The sequence below is a fragment of the Streptomyces sp. NPDC051310 genome, assembly GCF_044455245.1.
In the GTDB taxonomy this organism is placed as follows: domain Bacteria; phylum Actinomycetota; class Actinomycetes; order Streptomycetales; family Streptomycetaceae; genus Streptomyces.
Genome location: NZ_JBITEO010000016.1, coordinates 149,840 through 166,634, shown reverse-complemented (window position 1 = coordinate 166,634; position 16,795 = coordinate 149,840). Strand labels below are relative to the sequence as shown.

The following is a 16,795-nucleotide window of genomic DNA, read 5'->3' as shown; positions in this document are numbered from 1 at the left end:
TGCGAGCCCCCCCGGCCGCGCCCGCCCCCCCCCCGCCCCGGCCGCCCCCCCCCCCCCCCCCCCCCCCCCCCCCCCCCCCCCCCCCCCCCCCCCCCCGGCGGCGTATCACGCAAGTGGTGCGTCAGTCGCGTGCGGCGACGGCTTCGACCTGCTGCTCGTGCAGCGCGTCCGGCTGCTGGTGGTCGTGGCCGTGGCCGTGCCGCTCGTGCTCGCCCGCGGCAGTGGGGGAGGACTTCGCGACCACCACCGACGGCTGCCCGTCACGTCGCCGGCGCAGACCGGTCAGGGTGATCAGCAGGCCGGCGAGCGCGATGGCGGTCACCACGGTGAGGCCGGGCCGGAAGCTGTCCAGTACCTCCTGCTTGGAGCCGCCCTCGGCGCCGCCGGCGGTGATGACGGCGGTCACCACGGCGAGGAAGAGGGCGCCGCCCACCTGGACCGAGGTGTTCAGCAGCCCCGACACCATGCCCTGTTCGTGGTCGTCCACGCCGCTCGTGGCCTGGATGTTGAGCGACGGGAAGGTCAGCGCGCAGGCCGCGCCCAGCAGCAGCATCGACGGCAGGATGACGGCGGCGTACCGCGGCGTCAGGTCCACCTGGAGGAAGATCGCGTACGCGACGACGAGGAGCGCGAAGCCGGTGGCGATCACGCGGGGCGTGCCGAACCGGTCCACCACGTCGCCGATCTTGGTGGAGGAGAGGGCCACCAGCACACCGGCCGGGAGGAACGCGAGCGCCGTCTGCAGGGCGCTCCAGCCGAGCAGCGACTGCATGTACTGCGTCACGATGAACTGGAAGGCGACGTACGAGCCGAAGAAGGCGGCGGCGCCCAGTTGCGCCCGCAGCTGCGTACCGGAGCGCAGTACGCCGAGCCGCAGCAGCGGGCTCGCGGTGCGCCGCTCGACGGTCACGAAGACGGCGAGCAGGACGGCGGACGCGAGGAACGACAGCAGGGTGCGGGGCGAGGCCCAGCCTGCCTCGGGCGCCTCGACGACCGTGAAGACCAGCAGCAGCATCGCGGCCGTACCGGTGACGGCGCCCGGCAGGTCGTAGCCGCCGCGGGCGTCGTCACGCGGGCTGCGCGGGATCAGCTTGATGCCGACGGCCAGGGCGATCAGGGCGACCGGCGCGGGCAGCAGCATGGTCCAGCGCCAGCTCAGCTCGGTCAGGAGACCGGACAGCACCAGGCCCATGGAGAAGCCGGTCGCGGCGCAGGTGGTGTAGATCGACAGGGCCCGGTTGCGCTGCGGCCCCTCCTTGAACGTGGTGGTGATGATCGACAGGCCGGCCGGCGCGGTGAACGCGGCGCTCAGGCCCTTGATGAAGCGGCTGGCGATCAGCAGCGGGCCGGAGTCGACGAGACCGCCCAGCAGCGAGGCGAGCGCGAAGACCGCGAGGGCTATGAGGAAGACCCGGCGGCGGCCGAGCAGGTCGGCGGCGCGGCCGCCGAGCAGCAGCAGACCGCCGTAGCCGAGGATGTAGCCGCTGACGATCCACTGCAGGGTGGCGGTGGAGAGGCCGAGATCGGCCCCGATGGACGGCAGGGCGACACCGACCATCGATACGTCGAGGGCGTCGAGGAACATCGCGGCGCACAGGACCAGCAAGGTGCCCCACAGCCGCGGGCTCCAGCGCTCCTGCGGCGCGGGGGAGGAAACGGTGAGCGGAGAAGTCATGAGGGAGACAGTACATGCACATGCATTGAATGCAAGTGCATTTAATTCCGATGCAACAAAGGGCGTCGTCTCTGCTAACTTGGGTCCATGGCAGCGATGAAGTCCGAGCGTGCGCTCGTGGAGCAGTGGCACGACGTGCGCGCGCTGCACGCCCGTACGACGTCCGAACTCGACCGCGAGCTCCACCCGTACGGTCTCGGCGCCAGCGACTTCGAGGTCCTCGACGTGCTCGCCGAGGGATCGCCGCAGGACGGTGGCTGCTCCTACCGCGTCCAGGAACTCGCGTCCCGGGTGCACCTCAGCCAGAGCGCCCTGTCCCGGCTCGTGGCCCGCCTGGAGAAGGACGGGCTCGTGACGCGCGGCATGTGCAGCGAGGACCGGCGCGGCGTGCGGGTGGCGCTGACGGACCAGGGCCGCGCCCGGCACGCCGAGGTGCGGCCCCTGCAGCGTGCCGTGCTCAGCCGGGTGCTGGCGGACGGTGCGCGGTCCGAGACAAGCTCTGCCGCCAGGTGACGGCGACCAGCGCTACGACCAGGTGACGGCGGCAAGCTCTAGGACCAGGTGACGGCGGAGTTCTCGCGCCACAGGCCGGCCAGCCGCTCGTCGCCCGTCACGGTCACCCTCCCGGCCGGAAGCCGGTTCCACAGCGTCAGGTAGAGCTGCTCGGCCGTTCCGCGGAGCTCGCAGTCCGCCGCCCCCTCGGCGCCCCGCGTCGCGCGCGGCGGCCCGGCCGACAGCCGGACGGTCCACACGTCATCCGTGTCGGTCGCCCGTACGCGCAGCACGCCCGGCTCCGGTGTACGCACCCGGCTCTTCTCCCGGGCGTGGAAGCCGCGGAGGAGCTCGTCGATCCCGTCCGCGGCCATCTCCGGGGCCACCTCCGCGGCCACTGCCGCGGCCGTCCGCGTGCTCACGGCACCGGGCGCCGCCGCCGTCCCGAGCGCGCACTGGGCGTCCACGCGGTGGATGGTCGTCTCGTGCGCCTGGCGCCGGGCCCAGAAGGCGCGCGGCGAGGGCGCGGGCATGAAGGTCCAGCACTCCAGGGTGTCGGGCGCCTCGGTCAGCGCCGCGACGAGCAACCGGTGGCCCTTCCGGAACCACTCCAGCAGCGCATCGCCGTCCAGGTCGGGCTCGCCGCCGTCGGGGTGGTACGACGTGTGCCCCTCCACCACGAAGGCGGTGGCCCAGCGGTGCACCATCCCGGTGTGTCGCAGCAGGTCCCGCACCTGCCACCCGGGGCAGGTGGGCACCGGTGCGCCGGGGCCGGCCTTCTCGGCCGCCTCGGCCAGCAACTCGCCCTCGCGGGCGAGGAATTCGATGTGAGCAGTGATCTCCATGCCCGGATTCTGACAGCGGCGGCCGGACTTCCGTCCGCCCGGACCGGCATGCGGACGCGGCGCCGCCCGCCCGCTTGGACCGCTCGCCCGGACGGCTCGCCCGGACGGCTCGCCCGGACGGCTCGCCGAGAGCGCGGCGCCCCCGTGGACTACGCCCCCGACCGCCCTTGCGGACCGCGTCCCCGGACCACCCGCGTGGACCGCGCCCGCGCACCGCCCGGGTCGCGGGTCACCGTACGGCCGTGGCGTTCCGTGCCGCGTAACCGATCAGCGCCGCGCCGCCCGCGAGCGCCGCCACCGTCGTCAGGGCGACCGGCAGCGAGAACCAGTCCGCCAGGAAGCCGATCGCGGGGGGCCCGAGCAGCATTCCGCCGTAGCCGAGGGTGGACGCGGCGGCCACGCCGCCGGGACCGGCGAGGGCTCCGGCGCGGGCCACCGCCACCGGGAAGATGTTCGCCAGGCCGAGGCCCGTCACGGCGAAGCCGACCAGTGCGAGCCACACCGTCGGCGCGAGCGCGCCCAGCAGCATGCCCACAGCCGCCGTCGCGCCGCCCGCCACCAGGGTCCTGGTCTGCCCGAGCCGCTGGAGCAGCGCCGTGCCGGAAAGCCGTCCGGCGGTCATCGCGAGCGCGAAGAGCGAGTATCCGGCCGCCGCCGCACCCGGATGGGCGGCGAGGTCCTGCTCCAGATGCAGCGCGCCCCAGTCCGCCATCGCGCCCTCGCCGTACGCCGTGCAGAGCGCGATCACGCCGAAGACCGCGACCGCGCCGCGCGCCCGCCGGTCGAGGCGCCGCTCCGCGGGCGCCGTGTCGGCGGGCAGCGCCTCGGGCGGAGCGGGACACGGGTGTCGCAGCAGTACGGGACCGGCCGCCGCGGTCAGCAGCAGGCCGGCGACCGTGAGGCCGAGCAGGTGAGCGGTGGGGGACAGGCCGCCGGCGACCAGCGCGCCGAGTCCGGCGCCGAGCATGCCGCCGAGGCTGAAGGCGGCGTGGAAGCTCGGCATGACCGGCCGGCGCAGCGCGGCGACGAGATCGACGGCGGCGCTGTTCATCGCCACGTTGATGCCGCCGTACGCCGTGCCGAACACCAGCAGGACCAGTCCCAGCGTGAGCGCCGAATGGGTGAGCGGCGGGAGCGCGATGCTCAGGGAGAGCAGCACCGCCGCGGCCACGGTGACCGGATGGCTGCCGAAGCGGCGGCACAGCCGGCCGGTGAGCGTCATCGTCACGACGGCTCCGGCGGACACGCCGAGCAGGGCGAGCCCGAGGTCGCTCGGGGACGAACCCGTCTGCTCCTTGATGGCCGGGATGCGGACCACCCAGCCGGCGAAGAGAAAACCGTCGAGTGCGAAGAACAAGGTCAGGGCGGTGCGGAGGCGGGAAAGGGAGCGTGCGGCGGGGTCTCCGCCGGGTGTCCCCGGGACGGCCGTCCGGAGTTTGTTTAGTAGCGGCACAAACTCAGGATAGGGGTACGCGACGACCTCGTACAACCACCGGCCCCCGGGCCCCTGGCCGGACAGGCCATCCGGCTCGGGGTCCTCACACCGCCCCACCCGATCCGGCTCGGGGCCATCACCGCCCGCAAGGTGTGCGCCAGCCCCGCACTGTCAGAGGCGTGACCCGGCGTCAGAGGCGCGCCCCCTGGTGCCCTTCGGCCTGCCGCTCGGCCCGGTGTGCCGTGCGGTGGCGGCTCATGGGCCGGGGGAGGGGCTGGGCGAGGACCGGCGGGTACGGGTGAACCGCCCGGTCCTCACCCAGACCCTCCGGACGTCATGCCCCCGGGTCACCGCCGGACGGGGTGACCCCCTGGTCCAGCAGGTGCTTCCGGGCCGTGATGACCTGGACGACCATCGGGCGGTCGGCGTGCTCGTGCTCGTAGTGCAACAACTGCGTGAGATCCTCGGCGCTCAGCTCGCGGATGCGGTGCTCCAGCGTTCCGACGGACAGCTCGTCGTAATCGGGCAGCGGAAGTTCGCCGCGGTCGGCGGTGCTCATCCGGATCCTCCCTGGGTCTCGGTGACGGTCTCGCGGACGTCGTCGACGACGTGCCGGTCCAGCGCGGCGCGCACGAGCGCCGCCGCCAGCGCGGGCAGCTCCATCCTCCCGACCAGGCCCGCCAGCTCCTCGCGGTCCGTCGGCAGGCCCAGCCGCTCGGCCCCGTCGAGCGTCCTGTCGTCCAGGTACGGCGCCAGCTCCGGCCAGACGCCCTGCGCCTCCCGCAGGAAGATGTCGGCGCCGGCGGGCCCGATGCCCGGCACCTCCTGCAGCAGCGCGCGCAGGCGCTCCGGGTCGCCGCCGGACTTCTCGCGCATCCGGCGCAGATCGCCGCCGTACGCGTCGAGGACCAGCTCGGCGGCCCGGCCCAACTGGGTGGCCGTGCGCTCGTCGTACCGCCGGTAGCCGCCCTCGCCGAGCGCGTCCACGCGCTGCTGCCAGCCGGCGTCACGCATGTGCCGTGCGTCCCGCATCCCGGCGGCGAACAGGGCGCGCGCCGCCGCGACCGCGGTGTCCGCGCGGATGCGCGCGCTCAGCAGCAGGGCCAGTACCAGCAGCTCGTACAGCGGCTGCGGGGTGTCCTTGAGGCGGATCCCGGCCTCCTCCGCGTAGGTACGCCCCCGCCCGTCGAGCAGGGCCCGCACCGTCGCTTCGGTGTCGGTCCGTGACATGAAACCTCCCGCACCTTGCGTCAGCCACCCGCAGTACCCGTCCACGACCACCCGAAACAGCGGCCTGGTCGGCTCGCGCCGCGAGAAGGGCCGGCGCGGACCGGGAGAGGACCTCGGGCGGGCCGAGGCCGGCGGGGAAAGGGGCCGTGGGCGGATCGGGGCGGGACGGACGGGAAAGGGGCCGCGGGCGGATCGGGGCGGGCGGCGAAAGGGCGACGGGAGGATCACGTAGGAGCCGTGAGAGGGGCCGCGAGAGGGACCGGCGACCGGTCAGGACGGGCAGGACCGTCCGCATGCCGGACCATGGGAGACTCGCCCCCATGAACGGCAAGGCGACCATGACCCGATCACGGCTGGACCGGGGCCGCAGCGCGCTCGGCCCCGCGCTGGAGCTGGTGCACACCGGGCGCGCGCCCACGCGTGCCGTGCTCACGGCCGAGCTCGGCGTCACCCGTGCCACTGCCGGTGCCGTCGCCGCCGAGCTGGAGGCGCTGGGGCTCATCCGGGTCGACTCCCGCCCCGGTGCCGCCGCCGGTTCCCAGGGCCGTCCCTCGCACCGGCTCACCGTCGACGAGAACGGCCCGGTCGCCCTCGCCGCCCAGGTCCACGCCGACGGTTTCCGCGCCGCCCTCGTGGGTCTCGGCGGACGCATCGTCGCCACCGCGCCCGGCTGCGTGACCGTCACCGCGGACCCCGCCCAGGTGCTCGCGGCCGTCGTCGAGGCGGGCGCCGGGCTGCTGCGCGAGAGCGGGCGCCGCTGCGTGGGCGCCGGGCTCGCCGTGCCGTCGGCGGTGGCCGAACCGGAAGGCACCGCCCTCAACCCGCTGCACGTCGCCTGGCCCGCCGGGGCCCCGGTCCGGGACATCTTCGCGGAGCAGGTGCGCGCGGCGGGGATCGAGGGGCCCGCCTTCACGGGCAACGACGTCAACCTGGCCGCCCTGGCCGAGCACCGGCACGGCGCCGGACGCGGGGCGCAGCACCTGCTGTGCGTCGCCACCGGGCACCGGGGCGTGGGCGGTGCCCTGGTCCTCGACGGGCGCCTGCACACCGGAAGCTCGGGCCTCGCCCTCGAAGTCGGACACCTCACGGTCAACCCCGAAGGCCGCCCCTGCTACTGCGGCAGCCGCGGCTGCCTCGACGTCGAGGCCGACCCGCTCGCCTTCCTCACCGCCGCCGGGCGCGAGCCCGGCCCCGAGGTGTCGCTCCTGCAGCAGGCCCGGGACCTGCTCCGTACGGAGGGCGGCGACCCGGCGGTACGGGCCGCCACGGAGGAGCTCATCGACCGGCTCGGTCTGGGCCTGGCGGGCCTGGTCAACATCCTCAACCCGGACCGGATCATCCTCGGCGGCCTGCACCGCGAACTCCTGGCCGCCGATCCGGAACGGCTCCGTGCGGTGGTCGCCGACCGCAGTCTGTGGGGGCGCAGCGGCGGCGTGCCGATCCTGGGCTGCACCCTGGACCACAACAGTCTCGCCGGTGCGGCCGAACTGGCCTGGCAGCCGGTCCTCGACGACCCGCTCGCCGCGCTGGGCCGTCCCCCGGCCCCGCTGGACGCCTCTTAGGCGGTGTCCGTACGGGGCCCTCGGCCCGGCGGGCGGACGGCGTTGCTCTCCGGCCGGGCCGCAATACGGGCGGCCGGACGTGACCGCCCGTGCCGCCGCACTGCCGCACCGCCCTCCGGAGCACCGGACCCACGCGGTACCGCGCACCGCACCGCCATCCCGGACGGAGGCACCGCACGCACTCGCTGCCGCGTACCGCGCGCACCCGGTACCGCGTACCGCGCGCACTCGGACTCGGTACCGCGTCCCGCGTACCGCGCCGCCCGTACCGTCGCCGGGTCAGCCCGGCACCGCGGACCGGGCGACCGCGGGCCGCTCGAGGACGGTGTCGACCGGCTCGAAAGGCACCGGCTCCGTGAACGGACCGCTGGTGGCGGCTCCGTACACGGGGAGTGCGGGGATCGCGATCGGCGTGGCCGAAGGCGCCGGGAGGGTGAACCACACGACCTTCCCCGCATCGCCCTGCGGGCGGGCGCCCCAGCTCTCGCTGAACGCCTCTATCAACGCCAGTCCGCGCCCCGACGTCGCGAGCGCGTCCGAGGGGTTGGCCTTGGGTACCGGGAGGCGGGGGTCGTGGTCGTGGACCGAGACCGTCAGCCGGTCGAGGAGCAGTTCGAGCTCGACGGTGCAGACCTTGTCCGGCTCGGCGTGCTGGTGAACGTTGGTCAGCAGCTCGGTGACACCGAGTGCGGCTTTCTCGATCAGACTGTCGAGGTTCCAGTAGCGCAATTGCGCCGACACGATTCTGCGGACCTGACCGATCCGCGACGGCAGGGCTTGGAGCTCTACCGTGCACTGCCTGCTTGCCTGGCTGATCACGGCTGCGACTCCCCGAAATAGGTCCGGAAGAAGACGGAGATCGGATCCAGTTGATGGCTGGCTGTTGATCCGGCGGGCTGGATCGCAGCGTCACCGCCGGTGCACCCTGAGTAGTGATGTCAAACCAGCGTGGCCCAAGGGTGACCGCCGCGCAACTCGCGGCCACTGACTGCACCTCGGCCCCTGCCGTCGCGCCCGCCGCACGGGATCCGGCTCCCGCGCCGGTCCCGCTCGCCATCGCGCTTGTCGTTTTCGTCGCACACGTCGCACACGTCGCTCGCACACGTCGCTCGCACTCGTCGCACATGCCGCTCGCACTCATCGCACTCGTCGAGCTCATCGCACTCGTCGTGCTGCGCCGTGCTCGGCCGTCCCCCGGGCCCCCGACGCCGGGCCGCCCGTCCGGCCGCGTCAGCCCCGGCCGGTGCCGGCCCTGCGGACCGCCTCCAGGAAACGCCCGGCGAGCGCTGTCGCGGTGCCGTCCGGCCTGCGGCTGCGCTGCCCCATGGTGAGCCGGTACCGGTGGCCGTTGAGCATGGCCACCGTGGTTCCGTCCCGGCCCGCGAACCACGGCCTGCCCGCCCGGACGGCGCGCACCGGCGCACTGTCGATCACCCGCCCGTAACTGGTCAGCAGCGCCAGCTTGCCGTCCTTGATCAGGACCTCGCCCGCCGTCGTCAGCGAACGCGGCCACCGCTCGATCCGTACGCCCGTGGCGCTGAAATCAGGCTCAGCCATGACTCTGCCGCCCCCTTCGCGCAGCTTGCCGGTCCGGTCAGTCTGCACAACGACCCGCCTGTACACCAGGGCGCGTAGGGAGCACGGTCCCCAAGCCCGCCCTATAGGGCATCAAAGTCATCGTTTGCGCAGGTGGGGAGGGTATGTTCGAGGAAGGGGCGGCAGTGGCGGAAACCGAGGAGTGGCGCGCGTGAGCACCGTTGAGCAAGCTGAGCCGGCCGGGGCGGCCGGGACCATCGACGTGGACCGCAGCGACCCCGCGTACCGGTCCTGGCTGAAGGACGCCGTACGCAAGGTCCAGGCCGACGCCAACCGGTCCGCCGACACGCACCTCCTGCACTTCCCGCTGCCCGAGCAGTGGGGCATCGACCTCTACCTGAAGGACGAGTCCACCCACCCCACCGGCAGCCTCAAGCACCGCCTGGCGCGCTCGCTGTTCCTCTACGGCCTGTGCAACGGATGGATCCGCCCCGACAAGCCCGTCATCGAGGCCTCCAGCGGCTCGACCGCCGTCTCCGAGGCGTACTTCGCGAGGCTCGTCGGCGTGCCGTTCATCGCCGTCATGCCGCGCACCACCAGCGCCGAGAAGATCCGCCTCATCGAATTCCAGGGCGGCCGGTGCCACTTCGTCGACGACTCGCGCAAGATGTACGAGGAGGCCGCGGCGCTCGCCGCGCAGACCGGCGGCCACTACATGGACCAGTTCACGTACGCGGAGCGCGCCACCGACTGGCGCGGCAACAACAACATCGCCGAGTCCATCTACCAGCAACTGCGCCTGGAACGCTATCCGGAGCCTGCCTGGATCGTCGCCACCGCCGGCACGGGCGGCACATCGGCGACCATCGCCCGCTACGTGCACTACATGCAGTTCGACACCCGCATCTGCGTCCCGGACCCGGAGAACTCCTGTTTCTTCGAGGGGTGGACCACCGGCAACGCGCTGGCCTCCAGCGACTGCGGCTCCCGGATCGAGGGCATCGGCCGGCCCCGGATGGAGCCGAGCTTCGTGCCCGGCGCCATCGACCGCATGATGAAGGTGCCCGACGCGGCGAGCGTCGCCGCCGTACGCGCGCTGGAGGACGCCATCGGCCGCAAGGCCGGCGGTTCCACGGGCACGGGCCTGTGGAGCGCGCTGAAGATCGTCGCCGAGATGGTGGCACAGGGCCGCACCGGCAGCGTCGTCACGCTGATCTGCGACCCCGGCGAGCGCTATCTGGACAAGTACTACTCCGACGACTGGCTGGCCGGACAGGGCCTGGACATCGCCCCGTACAGCGCCACCATCGACGAGTTCCTGCGCACCGGCGTCTGGCCCGACTGACCTCCCGCCCCGCGCCGGCCCGCCCACCTGACGCCACGACCGCCGACCGGGCCGGCCTGTGCGCGAGCCGCGGCCGCGTGTCGCCGTCGCCGGCCCGCCGAGCCGTTGCCCGCTCGCCGCAGCCCAGGCGCGGTTGCCCGCCGGCCGGCGTCCGCCACGCGCAACTCGCGTGCCGTGGCCCGGCGTGCCGTCGCGCGCGCCGCCGGCCGCCGCAGCCGCCGCCCCGTCAGGTGGCCGCCCCGCCGCTCCCCGTACGCCCACGGAGCAGACCGGTCAGCGCCCGACCGAAGACCACTCGCCCGGCCCGTGCGAGCAGCGCGTCGCCCGCCCGCGGCAGCCCGCGCAGCCGCACGTCCTCCGTCCACGTCACCCGCGTCCCGCCCGCCGCCGTCTCCCGGACGGCGATCTCGGCCCACCCGGTGACCACGCGGCCGCGCTTCTCCAGCCGGCAGCGGCCCACCGCCCGGCCGGGCTCCGGCGGTTCCCAGCGCACGACCTCCATCGGGTCGTCGAACCCGAACCGCCCCACCCCCGTCCGCGCGGTGAAGCGGCTCCCGGGGCGGGTCTCCCCGGCCGTCGCCGCCGTGACCCGCGTCAACGGCACGAGCCGCGCGTGCGCCCGCCAGTCCGTCACCCGTCGCCACGCCTCCGCGACGCCCGCCGGCGTCTCCCGCTCGACCCGGAACACACCCATGGCAACGTCCTTACGCCTCGTCCTCGCCCGCCACGATCAGCCCCGGCAGGTGCTCCGCCATCTCGGCGCGCGCCCGGGGCGAGAGCCCCGGGTCGGTCACCAGGTGGTCGACCTCGTCCAGCCGGGCGAAGGAACTCAGCCCGACCGTGCCCCACTTGGTGTGGTCCGCGACCACCACGACACGCCGCGCGGAGCGGACCAGATGCCGGTTGGTCTCGGCCTCCGCGAGGTTCGGCGTGGACAGCCCCGCCTCCACCGAGACGCCGTGCACGCCGAGGAACAGCACGTCGAAGTGGAGCGAGCGGATCGCCTGGTCCGCCACCGCGCCGACCAGCGCGTCCGACGGCGTACGCACCCCGCCGGTGAGGACCACCGTCGCCGCACCCGGCCGCGGGGCGCCGCCCGGCGCGGTGTGCTGCGCCGCGTGGAACACGTCGGCCACCCGCACCGAGTTGGTCACCACCGTCAGGTCCGGCACGTCCAGCAGGTGCTGCGCGAGGACGTACGTGGTCGTACCGCCCGACAGGGCCACCGCGCTGCCCGGCCCCACCATCGCGGCCGCCGCCCGCGCGATGTCCTCCTTCGCGCTCTGCTCCAGCGAGGACTTCGCCTCGAAGCCCGGCTCGTGCGTGCTCGCCTCCGTCACCGGCACCGCACCGCCGTGCACCTTGGCGACCACGCCCTGGCGCGCCAGCGCGTCCAGATCCCGGCGTACGGTCATGTCGGACACGTTCAGCCGGCGGGTGAGTTCGTTCACCCGCACCCCGCCGCGCCGCCTCACCTCGTCCAGGATCAAGGCGCGCCGCTGCTCCGCGAGGAGATTCTGGTGGTCGCTCACCGCAGGGGCCGGTCCTTCCAGGTCGTCGACAGGCTGGCAAGGCCCCTCATCCTGCCACGGGCCGCTCCGCCCGGGACGGCGGGGAGGTTGCGCGAGGGGCCTGCGCGGCGTGGCCCCGATGGACGATCCTGGTGGGGCGCACCGCCACCATCCCGCACACCCCCATCCCCCGCATCGCCACCCCGCACCGCCATCCCTCCTCGTCCCGCAGAGAGCGAGCCACTGAAGTGCCCCCTGCCACCACGGAGACGGAGCCCGCCGGACCGGCCCCCGGTGCCGCGCTCGAACTCCTCGTCCACGGCGTCGGCGGAACCACCCCTGCGGAGATGCTCGACGACCCCCGCACCGTCCGCGTCACCGGTGACGAGACCGCCGCCATCCACCGGCGCACCGCCGACCGGGACGCCGAGAACGAACCGGAGCGGTTCCGCCACGGACCGGTCCAGGAGGCGTACTGCTGGTGCAACCTGACCTCCGGCAACGGATCGCGCGCCCTGTGGCTGCTGCTCCTGCCGTTCATGGTCGTCAACCTGGCGCACTGGATGCGTCCCCCGGCCGAGGGGCAATCCACCGCGGTCCGGCTCTACGGCGTGCTCGTCCGCCTGGTCGCACTCAGCCTCACCGTACTGCTCACCGCCGCCGCCTGCGAGGTCGCGCTGGACCTGGCGGCCTGGCAGTGCGCCGGATCCGCACGCTGCGCCGACGAGCGCTCCTGGCTGGGCTTCCTGTCCGTGTCCCAGGGCGGCTGGTGGTCGCAGCCGGGCCGCCGCCTCGCGCTCGCCGCGCTGCTGCCCGCCGCGCTCGTCGGGCTGCTGTGGTACCTGTCCCACCGCACCTGGAGCGCGTACGAGGCCCAGCGCCCGCCCCGCGGCGAACAGGACGGCGACGGCACCCCGGGCCGCCGGCCGCGCCCCGCCCTCGGCCGCCCCGGCTTCTGGTACGGCCGCCGGCTCGTCGCCCGGCTGCGCGCCGCGCACACCGCCGCCGGGTTCCTCACGGTCGCCGCCGCCGTCGGTGCCGCCGCGGCGCGCCACGACCGCGGCGCCGCGAGCACCACCCGCGAGGCCCTCGGCTGGGCCCTCGAAGGGGCCCTGCTGCTCGGCGCGGTGGTCGTGGTCGCGGTGGTGTGCCGCCGCGGCCGCAGTGAGCGGCGGCTCGACCACCGCCTCGACGGCGTCCTGGTCGCCTGGCTGCCCGGCGTGTCCCTCGCGCTCCTCGCCCTCACCCTGCTGTACGCCGGCTGGTCCCGCCCCGGCTGGCGCTCCACCGGCACCCTCCCCGGCGACACCGCCTTCAGTTTCATCGTCCTCGCCCAGGGCCTCCTCGTGGTGGCCCTCGCCGCCGTCGCCCTGCGCCTGCACCGCCGCGCGCCGCACACCCGCACCGTCCTCCACGGGCTCGGCGGCCCGGCCGTCGCCATGCTCGCCTGCGCGCTCGGCGGCGTGATGACCGGCGGGATCGCCCAGCGCGTCGCCGACTGGCTCGACGGACCCGCCACGCCCGGCACCGGACAGGGCCCCATCGTCGGCCCGCCCGTGCTGCTGAGCTGGCAGGCGTCCGTGATCCCCGTCCTGCTGCTCCTGCTGCTCGTCCCGGTGCTGCTCCTCGCCCTGCGCACCGCGCTCACCGCACGCCGTCTCGTCCCCGTCGTGGAGGCCGAGTACGACGGCGAGCGGCCCGACCCCGTCCGCAGCCGCCGCATCGCCGCCGTCCGGGCGCGGGCCGCGCTCACCGACGCCGCCCCCGGCCTCGTCGGCCTCGTCTCCGGGGCCACGCTGCTGCTGGGCGCGCTCGCCGTCGTCGGCTCCCGGGCGAGCGGCACCGTGCCCGGCAAGGCGTTCGCCGGGACGCACCCGCTCGTCGAGGGCGTGGCCGAGTCCGCGCAGGCCCTCGGCTCCTGGCTCGTCGGATTCGGCTTCATACTGTTCGTCACCTGGGGCCGGCGTGCCTACAAGGACGCCTCCGCCCGGCGCACCATCGGCATCCTGTGGGACGTCGGCACGTTCTGGCCGCGCGCCGCCCACCCGTTCGCGCCGCCCTGCTACGCCGAGCGCGCCGTGCCGGACCTGGCCTGGCGGATGTCGTCCTGGACGGGCCGCACCGGCGGCCGCCTGGTCATCTCCGGCCACTCGCAGGGCAGCGTGCTCGCCGCGGCCGCCGTCTGGCAGCTCCCCGCCGCCACCCGCTGCCGCGTCGCCCTGCTCACGTACGGATCGCCCCTGGAGCGGCTGTACGGCCGGTGGTTCCCCGCCTACTTCGGCCCCGGGCCCCTGGGCGCCCTCCACCGGGATCTGCACTGCTGGCGCAACCTGTGGCGCCGGACCGACCCGATCGGCGGCCCGGTGAACCTGCCCGCGGAGGGGGACAAGCCGGAGGTCGACCACAGGGCGCTGCGGGACCCGGTGGTGTACGGCCGCACCCACGAACACCCGCTGCCCGAGCCGGTCCTGGGCCACTCCGACTACCAGGCCGACCCGGTGTTCGCCAAGGAGCGCGCGGTCCTGCTCGACCGGCTGCCGCCCGCACTGCCGCTGCCGCTCCCGCAGCAGCGCGCGGAGACGGAACCCCACGGCAGCCCAAAACCCCACGGCGGCTGAGAACGCCCCGGCAGCCAGGGACCGCACGGCGGCCCGGGACACCCACGGCAGCCAGGGCCCCTACGGCAGCCCGGCACCTCACAGCAGGCCGGGACCCTACGGCAGCTCGGGCAGGTCCTCCGGAAAGAGCAGGCTCAGGTCGTCGGTGCTCACCTCGGTGAGCTCCGCGACCCGGCCCGCGTGCCGCTCCACCATGGACTCGAACGTCTGCCGCGCGGTCCGGCCGTTGCCGAAGGCGGGCCCCTTGGGCAGCTCCGTGAAGTACTTCAGCAGTGCCTCGCCCGTTCCCGCGCCGAGCCGGTACTCGTGCTCCTCGGCCTGCTGCTCGACGATCCGCACCAGCTCGGCCGGCGCGTAGTCGGGGAAGGCGATGGTCCGTGAGAAGCGGGAGGCCACACCGGGGTTGACGGTCAGGAACCGTTCCATCTCCGCGGTGTAGCCGGCGACGATCACCACCACCGCGTCCCGGTGGTCCTCCATCAGCTTCACCAGCGTGTCGATCGCCTCGCGCCCGAAGTCCCGCCCGGAGTCCTCGGGGGCCAGCGCGTACGCCTCGTCGATGAACAGCACCCCGCCGCGTGCCCGGTCGAACGCCTCCTGGGTGCGGATGGCGGTGGATCCGATGTGCTCGCCGACCAGGTCCACCCGGGACACCTCGACGAGATGACCCCGCTCCAGCACCCCGAGGGAGGCGAGGATCTCGCCGTACAGCCGGGCGACGGTCGTCTTGCCGGTGCCGGGGGAGCCGGTGAAGACCAGGTGGCGGCGTACGGACGCGGCCTTGAGCCCGGCCTCCTGGCGCTTGCGGCCGACCTCGATCATGTTGGTGAGGGTGCGGACCTCCCGCTTGACGCTGTCGAGGCCCACCAGGGCGTCCAGTTCGCCCAGGACCTCCTGCGAGCCGCGCACCGGGGCGTCGGCGGGCACCGGCCCGGCCGCCGCGGCAGGTGCCTGCGCGGGGACGGCCCCCAGCAGCCCGCCGGACAGCAGCCCGCCGGCCGGTTGCGTCGCCGTCATGACGCCCGCGGGGGCCGCGGCCGGGACGGCGTCCGCGGGCGCGGCGGTGAGCCCGCTCTCGTCGCTGGTGCAGTCCTCCATCACGGGACGGTCCTCGCCGAACTCGTACCCGCCGCGCGCGCACCGCTCGGTGCGGCACCGCCTCAGCGTCGTACGGCAGCCGTCCATGACGTGGAAGCCGTACCCGCCGCTGCCCGTCACCCGGCAGCCGTGGAACGTGCCGCGGCCCTCCGCGGAGACGTAGAACCCGGCCTCGGCGGGCGAGATGACGGTGCACCGCTCCACGGACGGATCGGCGCCCTTGGTGACGATGACGCCGGTCTGCACGGCGTCCATGGTGCAGCCGTTGAGCGTGCCGCCGCTGCCGTGGTCCCGGAACCAGGCGCCGGTCGACGCCTCCCTGATGCGGCAGTCGTCCAGCTGCGCGGTGGCACCGTCGCTGACCGACACGGCCGTGTTGCGCACCTGGGCCAGATCGCTGTCGACGACGTCCACGCGCGAGCCGCGGTCGAGCACGAACAGCGCATCGGGGACGTCGTGCACCCGGCACGCCTCCAGGACGGCCGTCGCGCCGTCGGAGACCCACACCGCCGGGTAGTCACCGGTGCTGTCGTGGATCTCGCACTGGTTGGCGTCCACCCGGGTGCCGGGGTCCCACACCGACAGGCCGTTGCGCCCGAAGCGCCGCACCGTCGAGCGCGTCAGCGTCAGGACGGCACGCGACCGCAGGTCGACGGCGTTCTCCGGGACGTCGTGGATGTCGCAGTCGGAGAGCGTGAGCACCGCGTCCGTGTCGAGGGTGATGCCGTCGGCGGACGTGCGGTGCACCTGCGAGTCCGTCAGGTGGGCGGCGGCCCGCGAACTGACCTGGACACCGCTGCCCTTGGTCTCGTACACCTCGCAGCCGATCGCCTCCAGGCCGCTGCCCTCGCCGGTCACGGACAGGCCCGCGCCGCCGGTGTGGTGGACGCGGCACCGCTCCAGCCGCGGGTGCGCGCCGCCGCGCACGGTGACGCCCGACTGCCCGGCGGAGACCACCTCGCACTCCTCGAACACACCGCCCGCGCCGTCCAGTACACCGATCCCGACACCCGCCGGATTGTCGACGGTGCAGCGCCGTACGGTGGGCCGCGCCGCGCCGCGCACCTCCAGTCCGGACGCCGAGCGGGTCACGATCCGCAGGTCCAGCAGTTCCGGGGTGCCGTCCTCCACCAGCAGTGCGGGCGCCGCGGTGTCCTGGCCCTCCACGTGCAGGTCCTGCACGGTGGCCGAGGCGCGCACGGTCAGCGGTACGCCGTCGGCCGGGGCGATCCGTACGGCACCGGCCGCGCCGTCCGCACCGCGCAGGGTGACCGCCCGCCGCAGCACCAGGTTCTCCCGGTACGTACCGGGGGCGATGGTCAGGACGTCGCCGTCGCCGGCGGCCTCCAGGGCCGCGGCGAGAGAGGCGTACTCGCCCGTGCGGCGCCGCCACCGCGATGTGCCGGTGTGCGTCACCTGGACCGTGCCCTGTGCCATGGTGCTGCTGA

General features: G+C 74.5%; 14 protein-coding genes. 4 read left to right on the top strand and 10 right to left on the bottom strand.

Annotated elements, in window-relative coordinates; translation table 11 throughout:
* Positions 1-121 precede the first annotated feature (121 nt).
* On the bottom strand, positions 122-1,675 hold the full coding sequence (locus ACIA79_RS23265) for an MFS transporter (protein WP_399430261.1): 1,554 nt from the start codon (positions 1,673-1,675) through the stop codon (positions 122-124).
* Positions 1,676-1,762: 87 nt separating this feature from the next.
* On the opposite strand from ACIA79_RS23265, the gene ACIA79_RS23260 reads away from it, so the two are divergent.
* Complete coding sequence (locus tag ACIA79_RS23260; protein WP_399430260.1) at positions 1,763-2,188, top strand: MarR family winged helix-turn-helix transcriptional regulator; 426 nt, start codon at positions 1,763-1,765, stop codon at positions 2,186-2,188.
* Positions 2,189-2,226: 38 nt separating this feature from the next.
* On the opposite strand, the gene ACIA79_RS23255 is transcribed toward ACIA79_RS23260, so the two are convergent.
* The 4 genes from ACIA79_RS23255 to ACIA79_RS23240 form a co-directional block, all read right to left on the bottom strand.
* The gene (locus ACIA79_RS23255; RefSeq protein WP_399430259.1) at positions 2,227-3,012 is read right to left on the bottom strand and encodes a maleylpyruvate isomerase family mycothiol-dependent enzyme; all 786 of its coding nucleotides are present in this window, start codon (positions 3,010-3,012) and stop codon (positions 2,227-2,229) included.
* A gap of 229 nt (positions 3,013-3,241) precedes the next feature.
* Positions 3,242-4,465, bottom strand: a complete 1,224-nt coding sequence (locus tag ACIA79_RS23250) for an MFS transporter (protein WP_399430258.1) — start codon at positions 4,463-4,465, stop codon at positions 3,242-3,244.
* 316 nt (positions 4,466-4,781) lie between these two features.
* Positions 4,782-5,006 (bottom strand): hypothetical protein, encoded by a 225-nt coding sequence (locus ACIA79_RS23245; protein ID WP_399430257.1) that lies wholly within the window; start codon positions 5,004-5,006, stop codon positions 4,782-4,784.
* A complete protein-coding gene (locus ACIA79_RS23240) occupies positions 5,003-5,677 on the bottom strand; it encodes an endonuclease (protein ID WP_399430256.1) in 675 nt (224 codons plus the stop codon). The genes ACIA79_RS23245 and ACIA79_RS23240 overlap by 4 nt, the downstream gene beginning before the upstream one ends.
* A 320-nt stretch (positions 5,678-5,997) precedes the next feature.
* On the opposite strand from ACIA79_RS23240, the gene ACIA79_RS23235 reads away from it, so the two are divergent.
* Positions 5,998-7,239 (top strand): ROK family protein, encoded by a 1,242-nt coding sequence (locus tag ACIA79_RS23235; RefSeq protein WP_399430255.1) that lies wholly within the window; start codon positions 5,998-6,000, stop codon positions 7,237-7,239.
* Between the two features lie 279 nt (positions 7,240-7,518).
* On the opposite strand, the gene ACIA79_RS23230 is transcribed toward ACIA79_RS23235, so the two are convergent.
* A complete protein-coding gene (locus tag ACIA79_RS23230) occupies positions 7,519-8,058 on the bottom strand; it encodes an ATP-binding protein (protein WP_399430254.1) in 540 nt (179 codons plus the stop codon).
* Between the two features lie 411 nt (positions 8,059-8,469).
* Positions 8,470-8,796 (bottom strand): hypothetical protein, encoded by a 327-nt coding sequence (locus tag ACIA79_RS23225; RefSeq protein ID WP_399430253.1) that lies wholly within the window; start codon positions 8,794-8,796, stop codon positions 8,470-8,472.
* A gap of 190 nt (positions 8,797-8,986) precedes the next feature.
* On the opposite strand from ACIA79_RS23225, the gene ACIA79_RS23220 reads away from it, so the two are divergent.
* Positions 8,987-10,120, top strand: coding sequence for a PLP-dependent cysteine synthase family protein (locus ACIA79_RS23220; RefSeq protein ID WP_399430252.1), 1,134 nt, complete (start codon positions 8,987-8,989; stop codon positions 10,118-10,120).
* A gap of 226 nt (positions 10,121-10,346) precedes the next feature.
* Here the strand turns inward: ACIA79_RS23220 and ACIA79_RS23215 are convergent, their stop codons facing one another.
* Together ACIA79_RS23215 and ACIA79_RS23210 are read right to left on the bottom strand one after the other, a co-directional pair.
* Positions 10,347-10,814, bottom strand: a complete 468-nt coding sequence (locus tag ACIA79_RS23215; RefSeq protein ID WP_399430251.1) for an SRPBCC family protein — start codon at positions 10,812-10,814, stop codon at positions 10,347-10,349.
* Positions 10,815-10,824: 10 nt separating this feature from the next.
* Complete coding sequence (locus tag ACIA79_RS23210) at positions 10,825-11,652, bottom strand: DeoR/GlpR family DNA-binding transcription regulator (RefSeq protein WP_399430250.1); 828 nt, start codon at positions 11,650-11,652, stop codon at positions 10,825-10,827.
* Positions 11,653-11,879: 227 nt separating this feature from the next.
* Here ACIA79_RS23210 and ACIA79_RS23205 point away from each other — a divergent pair, with 227 nt between their 5' ends.
* Positions 11,880-14,249: a hypothetical protein gene (locus tag ACIA79_RS23205; protein WP_399430249.1), complete on the top strand. Its 2,370-nt coding sequence runs from the start codon at positions 11,880-11,882 to the stop codon at positions 14,247-14,249.
* A 96-nt stretch (positions 14,250-14,345) separates the two neighbouring features.
* Here the strand turns inward: ACIA79_RS23205 and ACIA79_RS23200 are convergent, their stop codons facing one another.
* The gene (locus tag ACIA79_RS23200; protein WP_399430248.1) at positions 14,346-16,784 is read right to left on the bottom strand and encodes a right-handed parallel beta-helix repeat-containing protein; all 2,439 of its coding nucleotides are present in this window, start codon (positions 16,782-16,784) and stop codon (positions 14,346-14,348) included.
* Positions 16,785-16,795 lie beyond the last annotated feature (11 nt).